Here is a 24,269-nt window from a genome sequence, read left to right as displayed (position 1 = left end):
ATTCCTTCCATGCGGTTTTCATGAAGGGAAAGATGCCTTTTAAAACAATATGTTTTGCAGTCGGTATTGCGGCTGGAGCACTCTTTGCGCATCCTTACATGATGCTTGTCTTGAGCCTGTTCACCTCCCATGGAAAGCTGGATATTGAGCCGGGCGCCCATGGCCTTTCATCCTTTGCGCATCTTATCTTCTCCAGACAGATGCTGCCCATGTCCTTTACCTTTATATCCCTTTGCGGGGTGGCAGGCCTGCTTGCAGGCATGGTGATCGAAAGAAAAAGGAGACTTGCTGCGCTCAGATATGAAAACGAAAAACGGGCGAGCGTTCTCCGTGCGGTAAGACAGCTCGTGATGGTCCTTTCACATTATTTTTTGAACGCAGCGCTCGTAACAGAGATCGATGTGAGGCGACTAAGGGAAACTAGCGGTCTTGACGACCAGCAGGGCAAGGCGCTTGATGAGATAGAGGCGCGGGCGCAAAAAACGGCATCGGTCATAGGCCTTCTTCGGGATATAGACTTTGAAAAACTCCTGGATGGGAGTGACCCAGGATACAAAAAGATGCTTGAGATAAACTCCGAGATTGAAAAGAGACTGGGGATGGAAAAGGAGTCTTAACAAATAAAATAACGCCCATACTCTAATTCAGTAGTCATGTTGGTTCGATTCTAATCCAATTTTATTAAGAGGAAGCAGATGAAGAATGTCATTATTTGGGTAATTGTTTTACTGTTTGTGGAAGGGGCAGCGTATGCGGCAGATGGAGCAATGAAACAGAAGGTGGATGACTACACTGTAGCCATTGCCTTTGAAAAAATGCCGCCGCATGTCGGAGACAATACCTTAAAAATTACTGTTACCGATCCAACAGGGAAGCCTTTGACAAATCCTGTCGTAAGATTGCGGGCTTATATGCAAGAAGAGAAGATTACCCAAAAGGTGGAAAAGATGGCATATATGGTTGCACCAGTGGATCTGGAACATAAGGGTTCCTCATGCGTCGCCACGGTCGAATTTACGATGCAGGGGCGCTGGATTGTCGATGTGGCAGCAGCAAACGGCAATAAACATATCAACACGTCATTCGATATTGATGTAAAATAAGTCCGCAGAAAATATTGGTTTTTGCTGGGACAGCGGAAGGTTTGCACCTTCCGCTTTTTTGAGATTGTTACTTATAGCAATAACACGCCTGGCATTGCCGGTCATCTGCGATTTGTGATTTCCGAATGGAATGACTGAACGAGCGGCCCCATATACGGACTTCAGTAGCGTGGAATTCCAGGAGCGCCAGCGTTAATCGCCCTGCCTTCAAAAGGCACAACTCAAATAGCTTTGGCAACTTGCGATGATTGCTCATGTGATAGCTCCCGGAATTCCACGCTAAATATAAATTACTTTACTTCATACCAGAATTTGGCCTCTCTCACCTTGCCGTCCTTGAGCTTGAACTTACACATGACGCCATATCTGCCCTTCTTTGAGAGATCGAAATCGGCCCCGAAGTGATCTCCCATGCCCATCAGATCCTTCACCTGCTCAGCCTTGTCCGGCCCGACGATCTTCATCCTGACCTCGCCTTCGGTAATAGGCTTGCCGGTCTTAGCATCCTTAAAGGCCACCATGACGTGGTGGGTATCCTTAATGCCCTCAGGCATGACCATGCCCATACCCTTCATCCGCTCCCTCATATCGATGACCTTAAAGATCGCCTTTACGCCGTCGACGACTGTTTCATAGGCTTTCGTCCCCATGTCCATCATGTGCTGACCATGGTCCATCTGTCCGGTCATGGGCATAGAAGACGACGTCGGGCCCTGCCGCCCATGCTCCATGGCCGAGACCATAGATGTCGGTGGGATTGCAAACGCCAGGACCGCCAATGCAATGGTGACCGTATGTTTTTTCATGTTCATTCTCCTTTTGCTTGTATTTTCTCGGCGGGGGCAAGACATGCCACACCCCTGCCGATTAATGTTTCATGCCTGAATATTTCAGCTTACCCTTTTTGAGATCATGTGTCTTCATGAGGACAAAGATCACCGGCGTCATGATGAGGACGTGGATGGCCGACGAGATCATGCCGCCGATCATCGGCGCTGCAATAGGCTTCATCACGTCGGCGCCTGTACCGTCCGACCACATGATCGGCACGAGACCCAGCAAGGCAACCGCCACGGTCATGAGCTTTGGCCGAAGCCTGAGTACTGCCCCCTCAAAGGTGGCGTCGTAGATATCCTGCTCGGTGATCGGGCCTTTAATGAGCCGCTTGTCCAGGGCCTCGTGGAGGTAGATGACCATCACCACGCCGGTCTCCACTGCTATCCCGTAGAGGGCGATGAAACCGACCCAGACCGCGACCGACATGTTATAACCAAGGGCCTTTACAAGATAAACCCCGCCTACCAGGGCGAATGGCACCGAGAGCATGACCATGGACGCCTCAAGCGCCGAACGAAAGGTAAAGTAGAGGAGGATGAAGATGATCAGCATCCCTGCCGGAATAAGTATCTCAAGCCGCTTCTTCGCCCTGACCTGATTCTCCCACTGGCCAGACCATAAGACATAGTAGCCTGGCGGCAGCCTTAGTTTCCTTTCCAACACCCGCTTGGCATCCCTGACGAATCCCCCCATGTCCCTGCCGTGGACGTTTAAAAACACGATGGAACGCAACAACCCGCCTTCGCTTGCGATCTCGGGTGCGCCGGTGGTCACCCTTACCTTTGTCACAAGAGACAGGGGTATTTGCGCCCCGTCCATGCCTGAGACAAGGATGCGTCGGATCTTTTGGATGCTGTCCCGGTAGTCGCGAAGGTACCTGACCCGGATCGGAAACCGATCCCTGCCATTGACAAAGGTGGTAATCCGCTCACCACCAAGGGCCGTTTCGATTACGTCCTGAACATCCTGTACCTGCACGCCGTAACGGGCCGCCGCCTCCCTATCCACGTCTATGTCGATATAGTCACCTCCGGTTACACGCTCCGCCACCACGTCCGCAGCACCGGGAACGGTCTTCAATATCCCCTCGGCTTTAACAGCAAGATCTTGCAACACACTTAAATCGCTGCCGAATATCTTTACCCCGAGATCGGTCCGTACCCCTGTCGAAAGCATGTTGATCCGATTGATGATAGGCTGGGTCCAACCGTTACGCACCCCCGGGATCTGAAGCTTGGCGTCCAGCTCTGAGATGATGTCGTTTTTGGTAATGCCCGGCCGCCACATATCCTTGGGCTTCAAGGTGATAATCGTCTCGAACATAGAGATCGGCGCCGGATCGGTGGCGGTCTCAGCCCGCCCCACCTTGCCAAGGACGCTCTCCACCTCCGGCTGGCTCTTGATAATGGCGTCCTGAACCTGGATAAGCCGCTTCGCCTCGGTGATGGCAATATTCGGCAGGGTCACCGGCATGTAGAGAAGCGAGCCCTCATCGAGCGGCGGCATGAACTCGCTGCCGATGGACATGAACATGGGTATGGCAATCCCTAATGCCAGGATGTTCAGAAAGATAGTGGTCTTCTTGTGTTTGAGCACCCACTTTATCACCGGCGAATAGAGCCTGATAAAAAATGAGGAGACCGGGTTTGCGCTTTCCGGCGGCATCTTGCCGCGCATCAGGTAGTACATCAGTACCGGCACGAGTGTGATGGCGATCATCGCCGAACCGATCATGGAAAAGGTCTTTGTAAAGGCTAGGGGATGAAAGAGCTTCCCCTCCTGCCCTTCAAGCATGAAGACAGGGACAAAGGAGAGGACGATGATGGCCAGCGAAAAGAAGATGGCCCTGCCCACCTGCTTTGCCGAAGCTATGACGACCTCCAGCCGTTTTTCCCGCCGTTCTTCAGGGGGGAGTTCCGTGAGGTGCCGGTAGCAGTTTTCCACCATGATCACCCCGGCATCCACCAGGACGCCAATGGCGATGGCAATCCCACCCAGCGACATGATATTTGAGGTGACTCCAATGAGCTTCATGGCGATAAAGGAGATCAAGACGGCAATGGGAAGGGTGATGACGATCACCATGGCGCTCTGGAAGTGGAGAAGGAAGATCAACACCACGAGGGATACGACTATCGACTCTTCCGTCAGGGCCCGCTTCAAGGTATGGATGGAGCGCTCGATGAGGTCTGACCGGTCATAGCGGGTGACGATCTTCACTCCAGGGGGGAGGCCCTTTTTCAGGGACTTGATCTTCTCCTTGACCCGGTCGATTACGTCCTTGGCGTTTTCTCCGTAACGCATGACAACGATCCCGCCAACCGCCTCACCCTTGCCGTTTACGTCCAAAAGACCGCGGCGGATGGCGCCGCCAAGCTGGACAACACCCAGATTCTTCACATAGACCGGCGTACCGCGCGCATCAGCGCCCACAACAATATCTTCCAGGTCATGAAGGGATTGGACATAACCAGTACCGCGGATCAGGTACTCGGCATCGGACTGCTCCAGTATCCGGCCACCGACCTCGCTGTTGGAGCGTTTAACTGCATCTACGACATCCCTGATATTGATATTGTAGGCAAGGAGCTTATTGGGATCGAGGTCGATCTGGTACTCGCGCACATAGCCGCCGATGGAGGCCACCTCGGCCACCCCAGGGACGGTTTCCAATTGATAGCGGACAAACCAGTCTTGAATGGTCCTGAGCTTTTCCAGATCATAGCCTTTGCCTTCGATGGTGTACCAGAAGACCTGACCCACGCCGGTACCATCGGGGCCGAGGGTCGGCGTGACCCCTGGAGGCAGAAACGATGCCGCATAATTGAGTCGTTCCAACACCCTGGTCCTGGCCCAATAGATGTCGGCCTTGTCGTCAAATATCACGTAGATCATAGAAAAGCCGAAGGCACTCGACGCCCTCACCGCCTTGACCATAGGAAGCCCCTGGAGGTTCACTACCAAAGGATAGGTCACCTGGTCCTCTACCACCTGGGGCGAACGGCCCGGATATTCGGTATATACGATCACCTGGTTGTCGGAGAGGTCAGGGATGGCGTCGACAGGCGTATGATAGACCGCCCAGATCCCCCAGGCAATGACAAGGGCAAAGATCATCAGGATGATGACCCTGTTTCGGGCGGAATATTCTATTATGCGTTCGATCATGGGGTAATTATCCTTTTTGCTTTTTGCCCGATAAAATCACATCTTCATGCCATCCATCTTCAGATCGCCGTTTTTGGGATTCGGTTTTGGCTTCGGCGCTGGCGCAGATGCGCCCTTGTCATCCCCGGGCATCTTCATCCCCGACATGGAGCCCTGCCCACTGCCCGACCTCAATTGAGCCTCTGAATCGATCAGGTAACCGCCTGATGATGCGACCATATCACCCTCTTTGAGGCCGGAAAGGACCTGGACATAGCCTCTTGCCCTGACACCGGTCTCGATATAGTGCGGCACAAACCTATCCTGCCCCGTCTCAACCCAGACCACCTTACGTCTGCCTGTCTCAATCACGGCGGTCACCGGAACTGCAAGGACCTCGCCAAGAGGCGCCTTAACAGAGACGTCAACGAACATATTGGGCTTCAGCTCCAGACCTGGGTTGTGTATCTCCACCCTCGCCCTTACGGTGCGGGTCTTCGGGTCAAGAAAGGGATAGATGTAAGAGATGCGGCCGTGAAAGGTCTTGCCTGGGAAAGATTGGGAAACGATATCGGCCTCCTGTCCGATCTTCAAGAATGGAAACTCGTTTTCATAGACCTCCATCTCGACCCAGACGGTAGAGAGGTCGGCAATATCGAAAAGGGGTTCGCCCACGTTCACATACTGCCCTTCCTGGACGAGCTTATCGATCACAACGCCGGAAAGGGGCGTATAGATCGGGAGGTGGATATCGGGCCGCCCCGCCTTTTCCAATGCCTTGATCTGTTGGTCCTTCAATCCAAAGAGCTTAAGCCTCTCCCTGGCGGATGCGACAAGCCCTTCCCCTTCCTGGGAGATGGCCGCAATGGGTGAATCTTTCAACTGATCTCGGCTCCTGACGGCAAGTAAATATTCCTCCTGGCTCGACACAAGGTCAGGTGAGTAGATCTCGGCCACCGGCCTCTTGACCGAGACATAATCACCCACCTTGTTGACATACAACCTGTCGATCCGCCCCGACACCCACGAAGTCACCTTGGCCTGCCGCGCCTGGTCATATGTAACGATGCCCACGGCGTCGATCTCTCTGGAAAGCGGCATCCGCTTCACCTCTGTGACCGCAACGTTGGCCATGACCATCTGGGTTGGTGACAGAGAAACCCCTCTCAAATCCGCCATCTCTTTTGTAGCCACCTTGGCGCCGGCCTGAGCGGCCGCCTGGACGCCCGGCGCCTTCTTGACCTTGACCAAAGTCATGCCGCATATCGGGCAGTTTCCTGGCTTGTCCCTGATAATAAACGGGTGCATGGGGCATGTGTAATAATACTGCGCCGTCTGCCCACCTGCCTGTCCTGGCCAGAATGGAATATGCCATTTCTGTTGCCAAAGATAGCATCCTAGGAAGAGCATAGAGAGGATAAACATGGATATCACAATCTTTTTTCCATTGGTCATGATGAAGGACCTCACGGTTGATTTTGTCTGCCCAGCTCCTTGCCAACCAATGCCTCCAGTCCAGCAAGCTTTATCTGGTAATCGGCAATGGATTCATAATATTCACGCTCATAGTTGAAGAGGGTCATCAGGCTGTCCAGAAGGGTCAAAAAATCCACCTTGCCCACCCGATAATTTATGGTTGCGGACTCCAGATCCTGTTCGGCCTGTGGGATGATGCCTGTCTTGTAGAGCGTTATAAGCTTCTGTCGCTTTTTCATTTGGGCGAGGAGATCTACGATGCCGGAATCGATGTCGTTTCTAAGGCTGTTCAATTCAGCCCTGGCCTCGGCCTCCTCTGCAGCGGCCTCGGCCGCCATTGCATAGCGTCGTGCGCGCCGCACGGGCAGATTGAAGGTGAGCCCAAGGGAATACATATCAAGACCCTCACCGCCCATGGCCGGTTCCCGCTGCATATATTCTAACGATACGTTGAAGTCCGGATAAAATTCCCTTTCTGCGAGCCTGTAGCCCGCATTGGCCTTCTCGATCAGGGCCTGAAGGGCCTTGAGCTTCGGTCGGTCTTTATAGGCCTCTTTTCGCAGTTCTTCTGCTGAGAGATTGAGCGGCGTCAGGTCAAAGTCAGGGATCGCGCCGACCGGCGTATCGGCTGGCCGATAGAGGAGGTTGTTGAGGGTCGCCTCAAGGCTTTTCCGCTGCTGCTCAAGGGATATACGCATGTCGAGCATCTTGGATCGCTCCACCTGCGCCTTGTAGATATCCTGCTGTACCCCTTGGCCGACCGCATATCTCGTCTCGGCAATGGTAATGAAGCCGCCGATCACTTTTATATTGTTATCGACAACGGCCGTCGCCTTGTCAACATAATAAAGTCGGTACCAAGTCTCCTTGACCATCCTGGCCAACTCGAGCTTGCGTTCATCGACATCCCATTTTAAGGCCTCGGCCTCATGACTCGCCGCCTCTCCCTTGAGCTCCCGCTTGCCCCAAAACGGGATCTGCTGACTTACGCCTATCACCTTGGCGGTCATACTGTCTTTTTGGAAATCGAGAGGGGTCTTCAGTACTCCATTTTGTATCTTAAACGTCAGCATCGGATCGTCAAGTGAACGGGCCTGTGCGATACGGTTTTTATAGGCCTGCCAGCGGGCCTCTGAGGCCTTGATTTCAGGATTGTTGGCCAGGGCTGCATCGATAAGGTGGGCAAGGTCTTCAGCAGGCTGGGGCCCTGCGGCATAAACCGCCCCGCCTGACCAGGCCGACAAGGCAAACACCATCGCCAGAAAGAAGGCAAAAAAAGGATTCATGACGTCCCCTCTCAACTCAAAAACTGGCTAAAGTTTATTTAGCTAACTTTCAGTGTAACATGCAATAGCTCTGAGCATCTAAATTCAAGATCAACAGATAACAAACAACCTGCAGCCACCGCCATCTAGCGACAGCACAGGGCCGCTACCTCAAGTCGGAGATATCGACACTGCCTGTACTGCCGGCATTTGACAAAAAGCCGACCGTGAGAATATGTCTTGAATCCGAGCTACTTATTTTGGGCAGGCTGGTCAGGCTTGTTTTTTCCAGCTTATGACCGCCCAGCGGACAAGGCGTTCGTATGACATTGAAAGCCCTCCCCCTTCAGGCGCAAGGTGGTCTTTCAGGTAGTTTTCAAGCCTTTCTTCTTCTTCCGGCGTGATATTATCAAACATCCATTTATTCGACTCAAAGGCCTCGCCGAAGCTGTCGTATGTCTTTTTGTCCCGAAGGGTAATAAAGGTGACATCGGCCAGTATCCCGAGCTGATGAAGGAGATTGTAGACATATATGTAGTCGGGCCGTTCGGGGAAATCCCGGCCCACGGCCTCAAAGAGCCTCCTGTCCATAGGGCCGTCCCCAACCGGGGCGGAGATATAGACCTGTTTTCTGGCAATGCCATCAAGCTTTAAAAGCGCGGCCTCGAGGTCATCCACGACAATGGACCTCGAGGCTATGGCTACATCATGGGGCCAGATGCCGACAGCATTCCAGTCGTCTTCCCACGAGGCCTTGACAGCCGTTATGTTTTTTATCCCGCGGCAGGCGCATTCCTTCTTTAGGAGTTCAATCATGGCCCCGGAAAAATCTATCGCTGTAATCTCCCTGACCTTATCGGCCAGCGGGATCGCGAGTGTGCCCGGTCCGGAGCCCACATCCAGGACACTCCAGGACGGCTCCGGCGACAGGATCCTAATGAACTCCCTTACATAAGGGCTCTTTGAGGCATGTTTTGCAAAAGATGGGGCGCGCCTGTCCCACACATCCGGTCCCTTGCGCCTCTTTTCCCTGGCCCTTGCCTCTTTCCAAAGCCTGCTCCAATCAATCTTCGGAAGCTGCATATCATTAAGACCTAAAATATAAATTTCTCAGTTTTTTCATTTAAAAAGGCCTTAAATTCACCATAAAGCTCCCAAAAGAGACGAATCGCCTCCCTGCCGGCGTCCGTAAGCCGCGTCCCGCCTCCGCCCTTGCCACCGGTCGAGGTCTCGACAAGCAGGCGTCCGGCGCCCCGATTCATGGAATCAACGAGGTCCCAAGCGTGCTTGTAAGACATGTCCATTGAACGCGCAGCCTGCGATATGGAGCCGTACTCGGCTATCCTTTGAAGGAGTGTGACCCTGCCGAACCCAAGAAATGTCTCCCCGCCCGGCCCCTCGATCCATATGCGGCCCTTGATGACGTAGCCGTCTTTTGAAAGGGACACATCCGGCAGGGCCTTATCCTTGTCTGACGGGGCAAATTTGGGGCGCAATCTCCTAGACATATTCTAATAAAATAACATCGGGCATGCCATGTCAAGGCAAGAATACAGATCAGGCAGCGTTTCGCCTATGCCAGGATTTCACGTTATCTGAGATGACATCGAAAAAATTACGGTAACTTGCTACCCAATATGGGCAAAAAGTTACCCAATGACAGTTTCGAATCTTACTTTTTATTTTGAAATCACTAAAAAATTTTGACCAAAAATTTTGGCACAAGGCTTGCTTTAATTTCTTTATAAAATCAGCAAAGCTTACGGAGGTTTTATGGAACCGAACAGATATCTGTTTATTTGTCTGCTTTTACTTCTCTCTTTCTGCCTTGTTCCTTATGAAGCCCTTGCGAAGGATGAGCTGTTCCTGTGCGGGGTCGTGAAGAATGTGAATATCAAGACAGGCATGGTTACAGTGGATGTGAAGTCCGGCAGTTGCCCTGGCGTAAGACAGTTTCAACTAATCGCGCCCCAAGCCGCTTCGCTCTTTATCGTCGGTGAAAAGAAATGCTTTCCCATAGACAGCAGCCATTGCAACGACAATATCATCCATAAAATCCTCATCAGGGAGTAGGCGTTATGAAAGGATTCTCCGGGACAATCTGCTGGCTAGTGGTCTTTTTAGGTCTCAGTGGCCCATTGTTTACAGGGGCGCTGTCATATGCTGCAATGAATGACTACTGTCAGACGCCGCCATTTGTCACCGAGGCCGTGCAGCCAAATGTCATGCTGACGGTCGATGTCAGCGGTTCAATGAGCTGGTGCGCTTATAATCCTGATAGCTCAAAATCTAATTGCTGCACCTCGAGCAGTGGTTGCGGCTGGACATACCAGGGTACTGAGGAGGGATATTTTACGCCTGATAAAAAATATATGTACGATTCAAGCAATAATTATTGGGTGGAGACGACAGACTCTACTGCCCTGACCAAATGCCCCAAAAATACCACTGGCATTTCTACTTCATCCTCCAAACGTTACATGGGAAGTTGCCTCAATTATCATCTCATGCACAGGATCGATCTTGTACGCTGGGCCATGACAGGGGGTAATCCGGCCTCATGCACCGGAAATAAAACATTCGATAAAAATCAGTGCGACCCTGAGCTGTGGCAGCAACCTGGCAATTCAGGCAAGGTCGGCTCGGTATGCAACAACACCATAGGAGGATGTATCCTCCTGACTGATGGAGGTCAAAAGGTAAAGGTCCCGTGGAGCAGGGTGTACGGCGGGCTCGTGTTCCAGTTCGAGAATATGAGCCTGAGGCCCCGGATAGGCGCGATGTTTTTCAGCGGCTCCGGCATAAGAAGCGATGGCAAGGTCTATATAGGTGACTTTACCGCGCCGAACAGCACCAGCACCCAATTCCCCTATATGAACCTCATCACCTCTATAAACTCCTCTGCTCCCAGCGGAGGCACGCCCACAGGCCCGGCCATGTGGGATACCTTCAATTATTTCAGCCAGACCGACCCTCAATACGGCGGCCTGGCCCCACAATCAGGAAGCGGCGACAGATGGAAAGACCCCATGTATGTATGCGATGGAGGCGGGACTAACTGCTCACTTGTTCCTTGCGCCAAGAACTTCACGATCCTGATGTCGGACGGTCAGTGGAACACTCCCGGGTGTTCTGGCAGTCCATCCGACCCCGTCATGCCCGCCTATCAGATGCACGAGGGCTTCACAAACCTTGCAACCAACATCCAAACCAATGTAAACGCCGTTTACGCCATAGGTCTCTTCCTTGGAGGTACTGGTGAGACAGCACTCAAGAACGTGGCCATGTACGGCTCGTTCAACACGGCTGGAAGGACCTGGCCTGACAGCCTTGCAGGCTACCCTCAAGGCGCCTGCTACATGGACGACTGCGGAAGCGGCAATGGCAGTGGATGCACGCCGCTGCCTGCGTCATCGCCCGACTGGGACGCCAACGGGGACGGCATACCCGACACCTTTTACAACGCCTCGGATGCACAGGGCATAAAAGACACCATCATGAACGCGATCCTTGACATCCTCCGTCGGGCCTCATCCGGTACGGCCGTCTCAGTGCTTTCGTCCAGCGAGGGCAGCGGCGCCAACCTCATCCAGGCACTCTTTTATCCCAAACGTACCTTCGGACAGACAGAGATATCCTGGATAAGCGACCTGATGAACTACTGGTATTATATGGATCCATACTTTACCTATTCGCAGATAAGGGAGGATACGGTCAGGGAAGGCGATACGGCCTCTCCTCCATACACACTGCTTGATCTGAAAAATGACTACATTGCGAACTTCTATTTTGACAACAGCCAGCAGAAGACCATGGAATCGAGATGCCAAGATACGGATGGAAACGGAAGCTGCGACACAAACATCGACACGGTGCCAATAGAAGATGCAAAGGCCATCTGGCGGGCAGGGTTCAATCTCTGGTGGACCGATCCGTCGAGCAGGTGGATCAAGACATGGGTGGATAAAAACACAGGAATAATTCCATTTTCCACCTCTAACTCTTCTACTCTTGCGCCTTACCTAATGGCTGGCTCTGATCCAGCGGCAAAAAAGATAATAAACTACATCCGTGGATATGATCAGGTCTGCGCGTCCACAGGGCTTGCTTGCTCCGGTTGTTCCGATTGTACGGCAATCGGCAGGAACAGGACCGTCTCGATAGATATCAACAACAACGGAACTATTGATACAGGGGAGACTAATGTCTGGAAGCTTGGAGACATCATAAACTCCACACCGCGCATCATGGGGCCAAGCCCTCTGAACAATTACCATCTGCCTGCTCCATCGGGTTATAACGATCAAACCTATTCTGACTTTGTAAACAGCAATGATTACGCCAACAGGGGCCGCGTCTTTGTCGGGGCGAACGACGGGATGCTCCATGCCTTCAGATTGGGCAAACTGGCGCAGACCTGGTCGTCTCCGCCGGCGCTGCAACCGCAACAACCCTGGCAAAAAGCGATGCTGACCGGCGGGACCGGCACCGGCGGGATCGGGACAGAAAGCTGGGCATTCATACCCAAAAACGTCCTGCCCTACCTCCAGTATCTTTTAGATCCCAATTACTGTCACATCTATATGGTAGACGGGCCGATTACCCTGGTGGATGCGAGCATAAACAAGCCATCAACATGCAGCCAGGCCAACTACTGGGACTGCCCAAAGATTACAACCCAAGCTGGCGGCAATCTTGATCTGACCAATACAAGCTGGAGTACAGTTGTAATGGGGAGCATGGGATTCGGCGGGGCATCGATAAAAAAGACCTGTAACGGGAATATCAATGGCACACCTTGTGATGTTGACACCGATTGTCAGGGCAACCAGACCTGCCAAAATCCCAATCCGACCACAAAGGTTGGCGCGCCTCTGCTGGATTCATCAGGCAATCCAGTGGGGATGTCATCCTATTTCGCACTGGATGTGACAAATCAAGATAATCCTGTGCTTTTGTGGGAGTTCAGCGATCCATCGCTTGGATTTACCAATATCGCACCTGCAATAGTCAGGGAGGGTAACAGGAACAATAATGGCAGGTGGTTTGCAGTCATTGCATCCGGCCCGACCGGGCCCATAGATACAGGTTCCCATGAATTCAAGGCGGTATCCGACCAAAACCTCAAACTCTTTATCCTGGATATGAAGACTGGGGCGCTTCTCCGAACGATAGATACAGGTATTACCAATGCCTTTGCAGGATCTCTTCAGAACGCCACCATTGACCTTGAAAGAAACGATACAAACAATGCAGGCAACTATTCTGACGATGCAGTCTATGTCGGTTATACGCAATGCACCGCAAATTGTAATACCAGCAATCCAACATGGGGCGGCGGGGTATTGCGGCTTATAATGGACGACAATCCTGACCCGAGTCAGTGGACTGTAAGCAAGGTAATCGACGGGATAGGGCCTGTCACCGGCTCCATCGCAAAACTTCTTGACAGAAAAAACGGCCTCCTCTGGCTCTATTTCGGCGAAGGGCGATATTTCTACAAGACTGATGACCTGACAACCCAGCGGAAGCTATATGGAATACAGGAGCCATGCTATATCAATTCAGATATCGCCCTTAGCTGCAATACCGCTTTTGACAAAACCACGCTCCAGGACCAGACAGGCAGCATAACAACGACCAATGGAGACCTGCCAAGTGGCAAAACCGGCTGGTTCATAAACCTAGATCCAGCAAATTCGAACTTCGGCGCGGAGAGGGTTATTTCGAACCCGACCTCGAGCACGAACGGCGCGGTCTTTTTCCTGACGTTCGCCCCATCTGCGGATATCTGCGGCTACGGCGGAAGCACATATCTCTGGACGATCGACTACAAGACGGGCGGAAGCGTGGGCTATGCCCTGCAAGGCAAGGTCATGATACAGGTCTCGACAGGCGAGATAAAGGAGCTGGATCTGTCAAATAAAACAGGGACATTCCCCAACAGCTCCAACAGAAAGAGCAACGCCATCCTCGGCGTTCCGCCGACCGGACAAGGCCTGATGGTCGTTACAAATCCCCTGCCCATTAAAAAGGTCATCCATGTCCAGGAAAAATAGTATGAGAGGACGGAAAGGCTTTACATTGATCGAGCTAATGGTGGTGATAGCGATAATGGCTATCCTGGCGAGCATCGCAGTCATGGGCTTCAATCAATGGAATGAACGCTATACAATAGAACGCTATACCAAAGAAAGCTATGCTGCCTTGATGAGGGCAAGAAACGACGCAATGAAACAAAACATAAATTATATAGTGAATCTAACTCCTAATACAATGATCATAGGACCTGACGCTGACGGAGACGGAAATATAGACGCAGGAGTTGCAACAACCACAATACAATATGCTAATTTCCCAATAACTTATGCTGCAAATACCATGACATTCGATAGGCGTGGACTACTTACAATACCGCCAGGCCAAAATCAGACAATCTGTATATTTTCACAACAAAATCCTGCATATAACTGCATCATCATAAGTCAAACAAGGATCAATATGGGAAAGATAAATTGGGGGGTCGCTTGCAATGCAACTAATTGCCAGGCAAGATAAAGGATTTTCACTGGTTGAGCTGATGATCGCCATGTTTATCTTCATGATCGCCATGCTCGGGATCCTTGCCGGCCTCAATTCAGCCATTGCGAACAACAAAACCAATGTGCTCAGGGATGAGGCGATAAATGTCGCCGAGGAAGAGATGAACAGGCTTAAGGACCTTCCATTTGCCTCATTGGCGGCGACGGCACCGAATTGGACCAATCCAGTATCCGTCGTCAGAAATATAAGAAGCGGGCAAATAAATTACAATACAAGCGACAGAGTGACAGATATTACAACAGACATAAAAAGAATAGATGTACAGGTAACATGGAGTGATAAGGGCATCAACTATCAACATACAATAAGCTCTATTATAGTAAATGACATCTGATGAAAAAGACTATTTTAAAACCAGATATTTTTTCTCAATTAGGCTTTTCTTTGATAGAGCTGATGGTCTATATGGCCATACTGGGCATAATCATGGCCGCAATCACCAACACCTTTACAAAATTGATTGGGCATACCGAACAACAATCCGGCATAGCCGAGACAAAACTGGAGTCCTCTATAGGGCTTGATATATTGCGAAACGACATCGAACATGCGGGTTACGGCCTCCCGTGGTCATTTCAAAACCCGTCGGCGCAGGACCCAGCGGTCATCAACTATTCCGAAGCGGCGACAAACCCTGCGGTAGCCTATAACGACGCACCGAATGGAATTCCAAGGGCGGTGGTGAGCGGCGACAACGTAGGCCTGAACAATTCTGATTACCTGGTCATCAAATCGACCATAGTTGGTCAGAGCAATACCGCCCAGCGATGGACTTACGTCGTGCGCGACACCGCCAACAACGTCACGGTTCATACATGGGGAGTCGATGACCTGACTGACAGTGACAAGGTAATCGTCATAAGGCCCGATGCGGGCAACGGGTCATACCGGCAGCTTGTGATGAATGGAGGGGCGTTTTGGACCAACTTCTCTACAGCCCCCTTTTCGCCTGCATTTTCGCCTCAAAATCCAGGCGAGTATATTATCTATGGGGTCGGTCACGATAACAACCTCAGGATGCCGTTCAACAGGGCCGATTACTTCATAAGCAACGCCAATGTCCCTGCCCACTGCGCCCCCAATACGGGCGTCCTTGAAAAGGCCACGATCAATCAGGCTGATGGAGGCCAAACCTTTCTCCCGCTCATGGACTGTGTAGCGGATTTTCAGGTGGCGTACCGCCTCGACACCAATGGAGACGGCGTCGTTGATACCATAACGGGTGCAAATGGCCTGAACGGCCTGACCGCCGAACAGATCAGAGATCAGCTTAAAGAGGTAAGGGTTTATGTCCTGTCCCATGAGGGCAATATGGACAGGAATTATACCTACCCAAACAGCAAGGTCATCGTAGGCGATGGTGCCACGACTGGCCATGAATTCGACCTTGCCGCTACCATAGGCGGCAACTGGCAAAACTACCGATGGAAGGTCTATACGTTGTCAGTCAAGCCCGAAAATCTGAGGTAAGGCGTCTATGAAGATATTGGAAAACGAAAAGGGCGTGGCACTGATCACTGCCATGCTGCTTGCAGTAATAGGGCTCCTGATGATCGGGGGTCTGCTCGTGATGGTGCAGAGCGGCATTTGGTCTAGCGGCTCTCAAAAACGCTATCAGACCGCACTCGAGGCCTCTTACGGCATCCTCGACATAATGACCAAAGACGTCATACCAAGGGCTATTAGCAACACAGCTGGCGCCTCTTTGAGTTCATTGGGGAATTACGGCGGCCTGCTGAACGCCCAGGCCTCCGATGCATGTTTTACCGCTAAATTGACCACATTGAATACAGGCACCAATTGGAACACCTGCGGGCTCGGCAATTTGTTAAACCCCACAACAAACCCTGATCTGGCCTTTCGTTTCCAATTCCCGGCATCTCAGCCAGACATCACCGTATTTGCCAAGATAGTCGACACGGTCCCTGGCAACAGCTCCCAATCAGATGTACAGCTCGAAGGGGAAGGAGTGGCAACCTCAGGCGGAGGCGTTGTCGTTCCCCAGCACCTTCCATACATGTACCGTATCGAGATACAGGGCCAAAATGCAGTAAATCCCCGCGAAAACGCACAGCTGTCCGTGCTTTACGCCTACTGATCCCCTGCGTCCGGCCCGATCTCTGTCCACACGGCGGCGATGAACCTGCCGTCTATCTCTGCGTCAGGGACAAGCCCCTTTATCTCGTCGTAAAAACCGTTCAACATCCCAACTATCATCCGGTGAAGGGTGTCGATTTCAACACCGGACTTGACGGCCAACGGTCTTACGGCCGACATGGCCTCCTCAATCACAACCGCACCAGACGGGACCGCGCCTTCGCCCTTCCACCCTGACCCGAACCAGATGTCTCTTAAGCGCATGAGGTCTTTTCCCCTAACCGGTCTTATGACAAGCTCACCTCCAAGGGCCTTGTTGGCCAAGGCCGTAAGCAGGGCCTGCTGCCAGGTCAACTCCCTGAATTGCCTGAAATTGGTGTGTTTGAATGAGAGGGTGTCACGCCATACGCCCCAGTGCGGCTCAATCCTTGCCATCAAGAGGCCCCAGGTCTCTATCTCATTCAACCGATCTTCAGCCTGCTTGACCTGTGCAATGCCCTGAAAATCGACATAGTCGCCGACATCGGGGTCCCAAAACCTCGGCCTCGGCGTCACGACAAGACCTTCCAAGAGATATTCCCATGAATCAGGCAGGTGGAGGAACTCCCTCGAGATGAGACCCTCATCCATCATACGCCTGACCCTCGATCTCAATGCCCTAATCTTTGTATTTGCAAGACGAACCAGGTCTTCAAGTACACACTCCCTTAGAATATCAACAGGATGGGCCCCTTTTTCCCCAGCTGCAAGCAACTCGATCGCAAGATTCAGGGCGGCGGCTACACTCAGAAGCGTCTTCCTCTGCGCCTCAAGATCGTCCAGATCGACATTCTCTGCCATCAAGATCTTGTTGGCAGCGCCAACCCATTCAAATATAATCCTCTCCATGGCCTGCGAACCTGCGATTCCCATTACTGCCTCGCGGAGGGCTGGATAATCCCCCATATAGAGCGTCGGAATGAACGCCGGCATCAGATCTTCTTCTGCGTTCGAACCCAGGATGTCACATCCGACGTCGTCTATCTTTCTTACCTGATCCTGGGTTATGGGGGCATAGATATCCAAGGAACTGTAATAATCTAGTATGCCTAAGTCACTGAGCCTGGCGTTTCTCAACCGAAAAGCGGTCTCAAGGCCCTCTGCGTCGGTCTCCCACAGGATGGTCTCCATCACATCCCTGTAAAGGCCCTCGGATCCAGCTATAATCTCGTTCAAGAAACGGCTCATAAGCGGTGCTAACTCATCTCTTTTAAAGGCGATGAAATATACGTCATCCAGGGTAAAGGCAGGGAGCACATCCCGCGCCTCCTGAAGGTCAAGGTCGTCAGAGCGCTTCTGTATCTGTACAAAACGCCGCAGGATCAGGGGCAGGAGCGTCTCGTCCTGTTTCGAGATCCAGCGTATCCACGCCCCAGGTGTCTCCTCCCCGGCCTCGAAGAGAAGTATGAGCCAGGCTATGATCTTTTCAGGCACAAGGTTGTCCTTGCGCCACCAATCAAAATCAAAGATGAATTGTAGCTGTGAGGGCGCCGCCATATCTACGATCTGAAGCGCATCCTGCGGCCCAACGGCCTTGATGGTCCAAAAAAGTTCCTCGGCAGGCATTCCTCGCACGAGATCCCGCGCATTTTTTGACATCAGAATGAGGTCCTGGCGCCTTTCCCACGGCACCCCAAGGACCATTGTCGCCTGATCCTTAAGCGGGAGCCGGTTGAAAAGCGCCTCGGCCTTGTCTACGGGCATTTCGAGAAGTCTAAGAGGTTCAAGGGGTAGATAGTTCAAGTTCATGCTCCTTTTATCCGATGATTAAAGAGTGAACTGCTCGTAAAAAATCAGATCTGTGATAGACTTAAAAATAATATACGATCTTTTGTGCATGACAGTAAAGTATTTTTAAAAAGGAGACAAACAGAGATCGAGACCGCTCCTGACGAAAAACTCCGCATCCTCATTGCGGAAGACGAAAAGGATATAGGTGACATCCTGCTTGAGGTATTGTCCAAGGTGGACAGGGACGTTGCCCTTGTCAACAGCGGCTCTGAGGCCGTGCGCAGACTGCACGAGGGCCACTGTGACATCTTGATAACCGACCTCATGTGCCCGACGTGAACGGGATGGAGGTATTAAAAACCGCCAAGATGCTCTATCCAGATATCCTTGTGATAATCATGACAGGCTACGCCTCCATCGAAACCGCTATAGAGGCTGTAAAGCAAGGGGCGTATGACTATATCAGGAAGCCATTCAGGCTCGAAGAAATGCAGATCAGCGTTGACAATGCATGCGAAAAGATTAGGCTCAGGCGCGAAAATCAACTCCTGCAAATGGGTCTGGAAGACGCAAAAAAGACAAAAAGGATCGAAGATGCCGGGGAAAAAGCCCCTAACCGGGACCCCGATCCGCATGTAAATATCTTTGCACCTGAGTGGGCCCCACCCCTGACTTATGTTGAAAATTTATCGGGCAAGGAGGCGCTCCAGGAGATCGAGAGGCTTGCAGCCCTCTTGAAGGAAGGTCTTATCGACAAAGATGAATTCAAGGCCCTCAAAAAAGGACTACTCAAATGGCTCTAATTTGTCATGAACATAGCGGGATAAGATGATTATGGCCGACATCAACTTTGTTACGCCGAAGCTTGCCTATGCCGAAAAAGGACCCGACCGGTCCGAACAATTCCGTATAATGGTCGTAGACGACGAGCAGGCTGTAAGGGAGGCTATAGCCCAATATTTTACAGGGCTTGACGGGTTTGATGTCATAGACGCCTCAAACGCCTTCGACGCCCTTATGCTTCTACACAACCTTGAAAGGGTCGATTGCATAATCTCGGATATAAATATGCCCGGCATGGACGGTCTGGAGTTCATACGCCGCGTCAAAGAAAAGGACCGAACAATTATAGCAATCGTCATCACAGGGCTGCCTTCGATGAATTTGATAATAGATGCCATGCGTGCAGGCGCCTCTGATTTCATTGCAAAACCGTTCAAGTTTAACCAGCTTCAGGTGATTATGGAACGGGCCATGCGCGAACGAAAGATACTGATCGAAAACCTCTTTTTAACAGAGGAACTGAAGGCCAAAAAGGTTATTGAGGAGATAAACAGCCGACTTGAAAAGAAAATAAAGGAGCAGTCCATACTCTTTAACATCAGCGATAATTTGAGTAGGGTGAAGAGTACCCATGAACTATACGAAAAGGTGGCGACAATGGCATGTTCCCTTACCGAGACCAGGCAGGCGTGTTTCTGGGTGGCAAATCATGAGGCCAGGAAGCTGATACTGATGGGCGCAGCAGGGGCATATCCGGCCGTATGGAACGAGATAGCGTTGGACGGAGAAGACGTCTGTGCAAAGGTAGCAAGGGATGGGATGCCGGTGATGATCACAGGCGAGTCCTTCATGCATACACAAAAATCTGCTGCAAATACCGCTGTCGGTGATCGCATAATCGTACCGTTCACCATCAGGAACGAGGTATTCGGCGTCTTGTCGGTCGCCCAATCCCGAAGCGGCAAAATACTGGGCGAAGAGGCCATTTTTCTCCTCCACCTCTTAGCCGAACGGGCGAGCCTCACTGTGGAAAACCTCCTGCTCTACGAGAGCGTCGCGCTGAATCTGCACGCAACGCTCAAGGCCTTAGTGAGGTCGCTTGAGGCAAAAGATCCCTACACAAAGGAGCATTCAAGGCGGGTGACAGACCTCTCGTTGAAACTGGCATCGCATCTAGGCTGTACACCTGTCGAGATGGATTCCCTGAGATTCGCAGCCCACTTGCATGACATCGGCAAGATCGGCATAATGGATCAGATATTGCTTAAAAAGGGTAGGCTCACGAAAGAAGAGTATGAAATAATCAAATCGCACCCCTTGATCGGCGAAGAGATAGTCGGACACCTCGGCATCATGCCGGTCGAAAAGGCGATAATAAGAAATCACCACGAGAGGTGGGATGGCAATGGATATCCCGATGGACTTAGCGGTAACGACATACCCTATCTTGCCCGGATCCTGGCGGTGGCAGACAGTTTCGACGCCATAACCTCGGATCGCCCATATCGAAAGGCAAAGACGGCCGCATTCGGCCTTGCTGAGCTAAAACAAAACAAAGGGACCCAATTCGATCCGCTAATAATCGACGCCTTTGAAGATTTTATGAACGGCGGGGTCGAATGTACAGGCCGCGTCCATGATGACGATGAAGATAAAAGATAGTCAGCCGCACGACAAGATCACAGATGAAGCGTTCATAGAGGCCTTCAGGGCATGCCTGACAGGTCGCCTTGCCAGGGGGCTGTCACACAATCTAAACGGCGCACTCCAGCTCCTCTCAATGCAGATCGAGCTCATGAGGCGCGAAATAGGCCTTGACAGAATGAATATAGATAAATTCCTGTCCGATCTGTCTGGTCGAACGTCACGAAAAAATGAGGCCCTTGATTCGGCCATTGCGCTGCTTCGAGACTTGAAAGAGGCATCTGACAAAAAAGAGAAACGGGCAGCGGAATTACAAGATATACTGATGAAACTGGAGGGCATGTCTGCAATGATAGCCGACAGGGGCCAAGACATCAAAGGCCCTGCACTCGTTGAGATAGGTATGGCCCTCAGTGAGGAGATCGATTTTTTAAAGGCGGATTTGTTCTTCAAACATCAGATAAACACGACCATCAATGCACCTTCATCGCCGCTTTCCATCCTCACGGATGAACGCCTTCTCAAAGACCTCATAGACATCGCCATGATCATGTGCATTAACCAGCTAAAACTACTTGAAAAATCGGAAAAGAAAGAGATTCAAATAGCAATTGAAGGGGATGGCCAGAGGCTTGGGCTCAAATTCGCTCATACAGGGAGGCCCTTCACCATAAGAGAAGGCGATGATGCATCATTGGAGTACATTTGTCCTCTGGATAAGGTACGGCTTGCATGCGGCACCATGTCATTTTATGCACTGCTTGAACTTGTCGCCAGGAAACTCGGTGCAACGCACCGGGTTACACAACAAGAGATAAGCCTGGCCCTTCCTGCTACCTGATCAGCGTCGGATACAGCCTTGCAGCAACGGTAAACAAAGCAAGAAAGATAACAGCAAGTATCGAAAGGTCTTCCTTTAGGCCGTAAAGCCCCTGCCCGCCCCCGATCAAAAGCCCCCTAAGCGCATCCACGAGATAGGTAAGCGGGTTTAACCTTGCGATGGCTTGCAGCCATTCAGGCATCAGTTTCAGAGGATAGATCGCATTGCTTGCAAAGAACATGGGCATCGTAAGCACCTGCCCCACTCCCATAAAACGTTCACGAGTCTTTACCAAACATGCTACGATCAAGGAAAAGGTGGAAAAGATGGCGGAACCCATGAGCACGCAGATCACCACGCCCAGGATGGTCACCGGCCCGTGGGCGATGTCGATCCCTAGAAAAAAGGTGATGAAAAAGATCACGATGGCCTGGACGATCCCCCTAAAACCGGCAGAAATGGCCTTCCCGAAGACAAGCGAAGCACGATAGGCCGGGCTCACGAGAAGTTTGTGTATAACACCGAGGTCTCGCTCCCAGATGACTGCTATTCCATGGAAGATTGCACTGAAGAGGACGCTCTGCGCAAGTATCCCAGGGGTGATAAAGGCGAGATAGTCCACATGGCCCGAATGTATCCCCCTTACCCTGTTCAGCACCTGACCGAATACGGCAAGCCACAAGAAAGGCTGCACCGCCCTGGAAAATAGCTCGGTCGGATCCCGCATGAGTTTTTTTAATTCTGTCTTTGCTACCGCAAAACTCTCACTTAAAAACTTCGATACGAACATGGTCAACCAAGCCTCGAGGCAGTCCTGCGGGTCTGTACGATGTCACGGAAATTTCCTCCCCCCTCGATGGCACCGCCGCTATATCTGGCAAAGACGTCGTTCATGGTCGCATTCGGTCCTATCTCGGCCTTTAGATCAGCAGGCCTTCCGACAACGGCGATCCTACCTGCATGCATGATGGCAAGTTCATCGCACAGAAAGTCTGCCTCCCCCATATCATGGGTCGTGACAAGCACGGTCATTGAATAGCTGCGTCTGAGATCCAGAAGTCTTTCCCAAACAATGCGCCTTGCCACGGGGTCAAGTCCTATGGTGGGCTCATCGAGAAATAATATAGAAGGCCTGTGGAGCATGGCCTGCGCAAGCTCCAGCCTCCTGATCATGCCGCCTGAATAGTTCTTGACCAGTTTATCGGCGTCGTCTTTAAGCCCCATAAATGTAAGGGCCTCATCGATGCGCCCCGACCTCTCCGCCCTGGTGACGCCATAAAGCCTGGCAGACAGGTCAAGATTTTCGTAGCCAGTAAGGGCACCATCGGCTGAAAGCATCTGAGGTACATAACCGATACGGCGCCTAACCTCCGCAGGATGTCTGATGATATCAAACCCACCGACCATACCCATGCCTGACGTAGGTGCAAGGAGGGTGGTCAACATCTTGATCGTGGTACTCTTGCCAGCGCCGTTCGCCCCAAGGAGTCCGAATATCTCGCCGTAAGGAACACGCATGTCTATGTGATCAACTGCCGTAAACCCCCCGAATCGACGTGTCAGACTCGATGTATAAACGGCCGCATCTCTGATTTGGCTGGACTCCATGGATAACGACCTTGATCTCTTTAAATTAGGGCATAAAAGGCTGGGATTTTAAAAAAACCCAATAATGGACATAGTCTAGGTTAGATAAAATCGTTAAGATCCCAAAACTTTGATGTGGTAGCGGGGGGAGGATTTGAACCTCCGACCTTCGGGTTATGAGCCCGACGAGCTACCAAGCTGCTCCACCCCGCATCAGATGCGTCATAAAATAATCCCTCTCAGCGCAATCGTCAATCACAAAATACCCAACCTATAATACCGACCTACGCCCCGCAAGAATCCATGGATTCAACCATCTTTTGAACCGGCTTTTATGCGCGAGCGGGATCGGATACCCCTTCACGGTGGCCGCTTAGCGCCCCATGCCCTATCTCAGCCCATGTTCCTTGTCTTGAGAAACTCTATGACATCATATTTCCCTGTGGGCGACGCGGCTTCATCCCGGTGGATTCCGCAGTCGCCAAGTATGCGTCCCAACTCTCGTGTGGTTCTGCCTGGTTCAAACAAGCACAGAATGTGAACTCCGTCTTTGGTAACGGCCTCGAAGCCAGGAAACACATGAATACCCGCGTCACGCGCTTCCTTGGCTAGGCCGTCGGCTGTGTGAACCCGGTAGTGGTCAGTGATAGCAATGACCTCAATATCGTGATCGAGACAGGCCTGCACGATGGCAGTGTTGTATGACGCCTCATCCTCAAACGCCGTTTCCTTGTTATGACGCTGGACGTAATCGAATGGATTAACCTGAAGCGCGCACCGATAGAACCGTGCGCCGCTGGACAGCTTCAGCGCATCCGTCATGGGGTCTATATCGCTCATGATCTTTCTCCCCAGCAGTTAACCGAAAACCTTCAATATCAACGGGTTATCAAAGACCAGGCCATTCCCGACGCCTTCTCCCATATCCTGCGGAAACCGGAATACCCCAGTGGAGACAGGCGTAACGGAAAAGCAGCTCATGCTCGGATTCCGGCTTCACCACAACGAGCTTCGGGCGTATTGCGCTGGGGACCACCTCGTCTCCATTGGCGATATATCGAATAAGCCGGTCTTCATAAGACCGCACACCTGGACCGGATACTCCAGTTTTTTCTGCAGGGCAAGCTCGTTTAGAGC

Annotated in this window: 23 protein-coding genes and 1 tRNA gene; 12 read left to right on the top strand and 12 right to left on the bottom strand. The window is 51.7% G+C overall.

All coding sequences use genetic code 11. The features are described 5' to 3' along the window. Positions 1–32: 32 nt before the first annotated feature. Entirely contained in the window at positions 33–617 is a 585-nt protein-coding gene (locus LGS26_RS03400) for a hypothetical protein (RefSeq protein ID WP_237889244.1), read from the top strand. 78 nt (positions 618–695) lie between these two features. Then, the gene (locus LGS26_RS03395) at positions 696–1,103 is read left to right on the top strand and encodes a FixH family protein (protein WP_237889243.1); all 408 of its coding nucleotides are present in this window, start codon (positions 696–698) and stop codon (positions 1,101–1,103) included. A 290-nt stretch (positions 1,104–1,393) separates the two neighbouring features. Here the strand turns inward: LGS26_RS03395 and LGS26_RS03390 are convergent, their stop codons facing one another. The 6 genes from LGS26_RS03390 to LGS26_RS03365 all read right to left on the bottom strand — a co-directional run bounded on the left by LGS26_RS03390 (position 1,394) and on the right by LGS26_RS03365 (position 9,324). Next, positions 1,394–1,909, bottom strand: coding sequence for a hypothetical protein (locus tag LGS26_RS03390; protein ID WP_237889242.1), 516 nt, complete (start codon positions 1,907–1,909; stop codon positions 1,394–1,396). A gap of 61 nt (positions 1,910–1,970) precedes the next feature. After that, the gene (locus tag LGS26_RS03385) at positions 1,971–5,108 is read right to left on the bottom strand and encodes an efflux RND transporter permease subunit (RefSeq protein ID WP_237889241.1); all 3,138 of its coding nucleotides are present in this window, start codon (positions 5,106–5,108) and stop codon (positions 1,971–1,973) included. Between the two features lie 36 nt (positions 5,109–5,144). Next, positions 5,145–6,542, bottom strand: a complete 1,398-nt coding sequence (locus tag LGS26_RS03380; protein ID WP_237889240.1) for an efflux RND transporter periplasmic adaptor subunit — start codon at positions 6,540–6,542, stop codon at positions 5,145–5,147. A gap of 11 nt (positions 6,543–6,553) precedes the next feature. Beyond that, positions 6,554–7,819 carry a TolC family protein gene (locus LGS26_RS03375; protein ID WP_237889837.1) on the bottom strand — a complete coding sequence of 422 codons (1,266 nt, stop codon included), beginning with the start codon at positions 7,817–7,819 and terminating at the stop codon, positions 6,554–6,556. Between the two features lie 282 nt (positions 7,820–8,101). Next, the gene (locus LGS26_RS03370) at positions 8,102–8,911 is read right to left on the bottom strand and encodes a class I SAM-dependent methyltransferase (RefSeq protein WP_237889239.1); all 810 of its coding nucleotides are present in this window, start codon (positions 8,909–8,911) and stop codon (positions 8,102–8,104) included. Between the two features lie 11 nt (positions 8,912–8,922). Next, on the bottom strand, positions 8,923–9,324 hold the full coding sequence (locus LGS26_RS03365) for a winged helix-turn-helix domain-containing protein (protein WP_237889238.1): 402 nt from the start codon (positions 9,322–9,324) through the stop codon (positions 8,923–8,925). A 277-nt stretch (positions 9,325–9,601) separates the two neighbouring features. Between LGS26_RS03365 and LGS26_RS03360 the strand changes: the two genes are divergently transcribed. Genes LGS26_RS03360 through LGS26_RS03335 form a run of 6 tightly spaced genes read left to right on the top strand, consistent with a single transcriptional unit; the run spans position 9,602 to position 16,529 of the window. After that, positions 9,602–9,901, top strand: a complete 300-nt coding sequence (locus tag LGS26_RS03360) for a hypothetical protein (RefSeq protein WP_237889237.1) — start codon at positions 9,602–9,604, stop codon at positions 9,899–9,901. Between the two features lie 5 nt (positions 9,902–9,906). After that, complete coding sequence (locus LGS26_RS03355; protein WP_237889236.1) at positions 9,907–13,887, top strand: pilus assembly protein; 3,981 nt, start codon at positions 9,907–9,909, stop codon at positions 13,885–13,887. Between the two features lies 1 nt (position 13,888). After that, entirely contained in the window at positions 13,889–14,386 is a 498-nt protein-coding gene (locus LGS26_RS03350; protein ID WP_237889235.1) for a GspH/FimT family pseudopilin, read from the top strand. Beyond that, a complete protein-coding gene (locus LGS26_RS03345) occupies positions 14,361–14,765 on the top strand; it encodes a type IV pilus modification PilV family protein (RefSeq protein WP_237889234.1) in 405 nt (134 codons plus the stop codon). The genes LGS26_RS03350 and LGS26_RS03345 overlap by 26 nt, the downstream gene beginning before the upstream one ends. Continuing rightward, the gene (locus LGS26_RS03340) at positions 14,765–15,901 is read left to right on the top strand and encodes a prepilin-type N-terminal cleavage/methylation domain-containing protein (RefSeq protein ID WP_237889233.1); all 1,137 of its coding nucleotides are present in this window, start codon (positions 14,765–14,767) and stop codon (positions 15,899–15,901) included. Before LGS26_RS03345 ends, LGS26_RS03340 begins: the two co-directional genes overlap by 1 nt. Positions 15,902–15,908: 7 nt before the next feature. Continuing rightward, a complete protein-coding gene (locus tag LGS26_RS03335) occupies positions 15,909–16,529 on the top strand; it encodes a pilus assembly protein PilX (protein ID WP_237889232.1) in 621 nt (206 codons plus the stop codon). On the opposite strand, the gene LGS26_RS03330 is transcribed toward LGS26_RS03335, so the two are convergent. Further along, positions 16,523–18,310: a DUF6178 family protein gene (locus tag LGS26_RS03330; protein WP_237889231.1), complete on the bottom strand. Its 1,788-nt coding sequence runs from the start codon at positions 18,308–18,310 to the stop codon at positions 16,523–16,525. The genes LGS26_RS03335 and LGS26_RS03330 overlap by 7 nt on opposite strands. 90 nt (positions 18,311–18,400) lie before the next feature. Here LGS26_RS03330 and LGS26_RS03325 point away from each other — a divergent pair, with 90 nt between their 5' ends. From LGS26_RS03325 to LGS26_RS03310, 4 genes are read left to right on the top strand one after another with little or no spacing between them, the layout of a single operon-like run. After that, positions 18,401–18,637, top strand: coding sequence for a hypothetical protein (locus tag LGS26_RS03325; RefSeq protein WP_237889230.1), 237 nt, complete (start codon positions 18,401–18,403; stop codon positions 18,635–18,637). A gap of 5 nt (positions 18,638–18,642) precedes the next feature. Next, positions 18,643–19,101 (top strand): response regulator, encoded by a 459-nt coding sequence (locus LGS26_RS03320; protein ID WP_237889229.1) that lies wholly within the window; start codon positions 18,643–18,645, stop codon positions 19,099–19,101. 31 nt (positions 19,102–19,132) lie between these two features. Continuing rightward, a complete protein-coding gene (locus LGS26_RS03315) occupies positions 19,133–20,743 on the top strand; it encodes an HD domain-containing phosphohydrolase (RefSeq protein ID WP_237889228.1) in 1,611 nt (536 codons plus the stop codon). Next, positions 20,718–21,566: a hypothetical protein gene (locus LGS26_RS03310; RefSeq protein WP_237889227.1), complete on the top strand. Its 849-nt coding sequence runs from the start codon at positions 20,718–20,720 to the stop codon at positions 21,564–21,566. The genes LGS26_RS03315 and LGS26_RS03310 overlap by 26 nt, the downstream gene beginning before the upstream one ends. On the opposite strand, the gene LGS26_RS03305 is transcribed toward LGS26_RS03310, so the two are convergent. The 5 genes from LGS26_RS03305 to LGS26_RS03285 form a co-directional block, all read right to left on the bottom strand. Further along, complete coding sequence (locus LGS26_RS03305; RefSeq protein WP_237889226.1) at positions 21,559–22,335, bottom strand: ABC transporter permease; 777 nt, start codon at positions 22,333–22,335, stop codon at positions 21,559–21,561. The genes LGS26_RS03310 and LGS26_RS03305 overlap by 8 nt on opposite strands. 2 nt (positions 22,336–22,337) lie before the next feature. Next, complete coding sequence (locus LGS26_RS03300) at positions 22,338–23,153, bottom strand: ATP-binding cassette domain-containing protein (protein WP_237889225.1); 816 nt, start codon at positions 23,151–23,153, stop codon at positions 22,338–22,340. Positions 23,154–23,268: 115 nt separating this feature from the next. Next, positions 23,269–23,345, bottom strand: a tRNA-Met gene (locus tag LGS26_RS03295). A gap of 180 nt (positions 23,346–23,525) precedes the next feature. Then, positions 23,526–23,972 carry a PHP domain-containing protein gene (locus LGS26_RS03290; RefSeq protein ID WP_237889224.1) on the bottom strand — a complete coding sequence of 149 codons (447 nt, stop codon included), beginning with the start codon at positions 23,970–23,972 and terminating at the stop codon, positions 23,526–23,528. Positions 23,973–24,021: 49 nt separating this feature from the next. After that, a complete protein-coding gene (locus tag LGS26_RS03285) occupies positions 24,022–24,219 on the bottom strand; it encodes a Druantia anti-phage system protein DruA (RefSeq protein WP_237889223.1) in 198 nt (65 codons plus the stop codon). Positions 24,220–24,269 lie beyond the last annotated feature (50 nt).

The organism is Dissulfurimicrobium hydrothermale, from assembly GCF_022026155.1.
GTDB classification, from domain to species: Bacteria; Desulfobacterota; Dissulfuribacteria; order Dissulfuribacterales; family Sh68; genus Dissulfurimicrobium; species Dissulfurimicrobium hydrothermale.
Note: the sequence above shows the minus strand (reverse complement) of the source record. Positions and strands in the feature narration are given on the sequence as shown.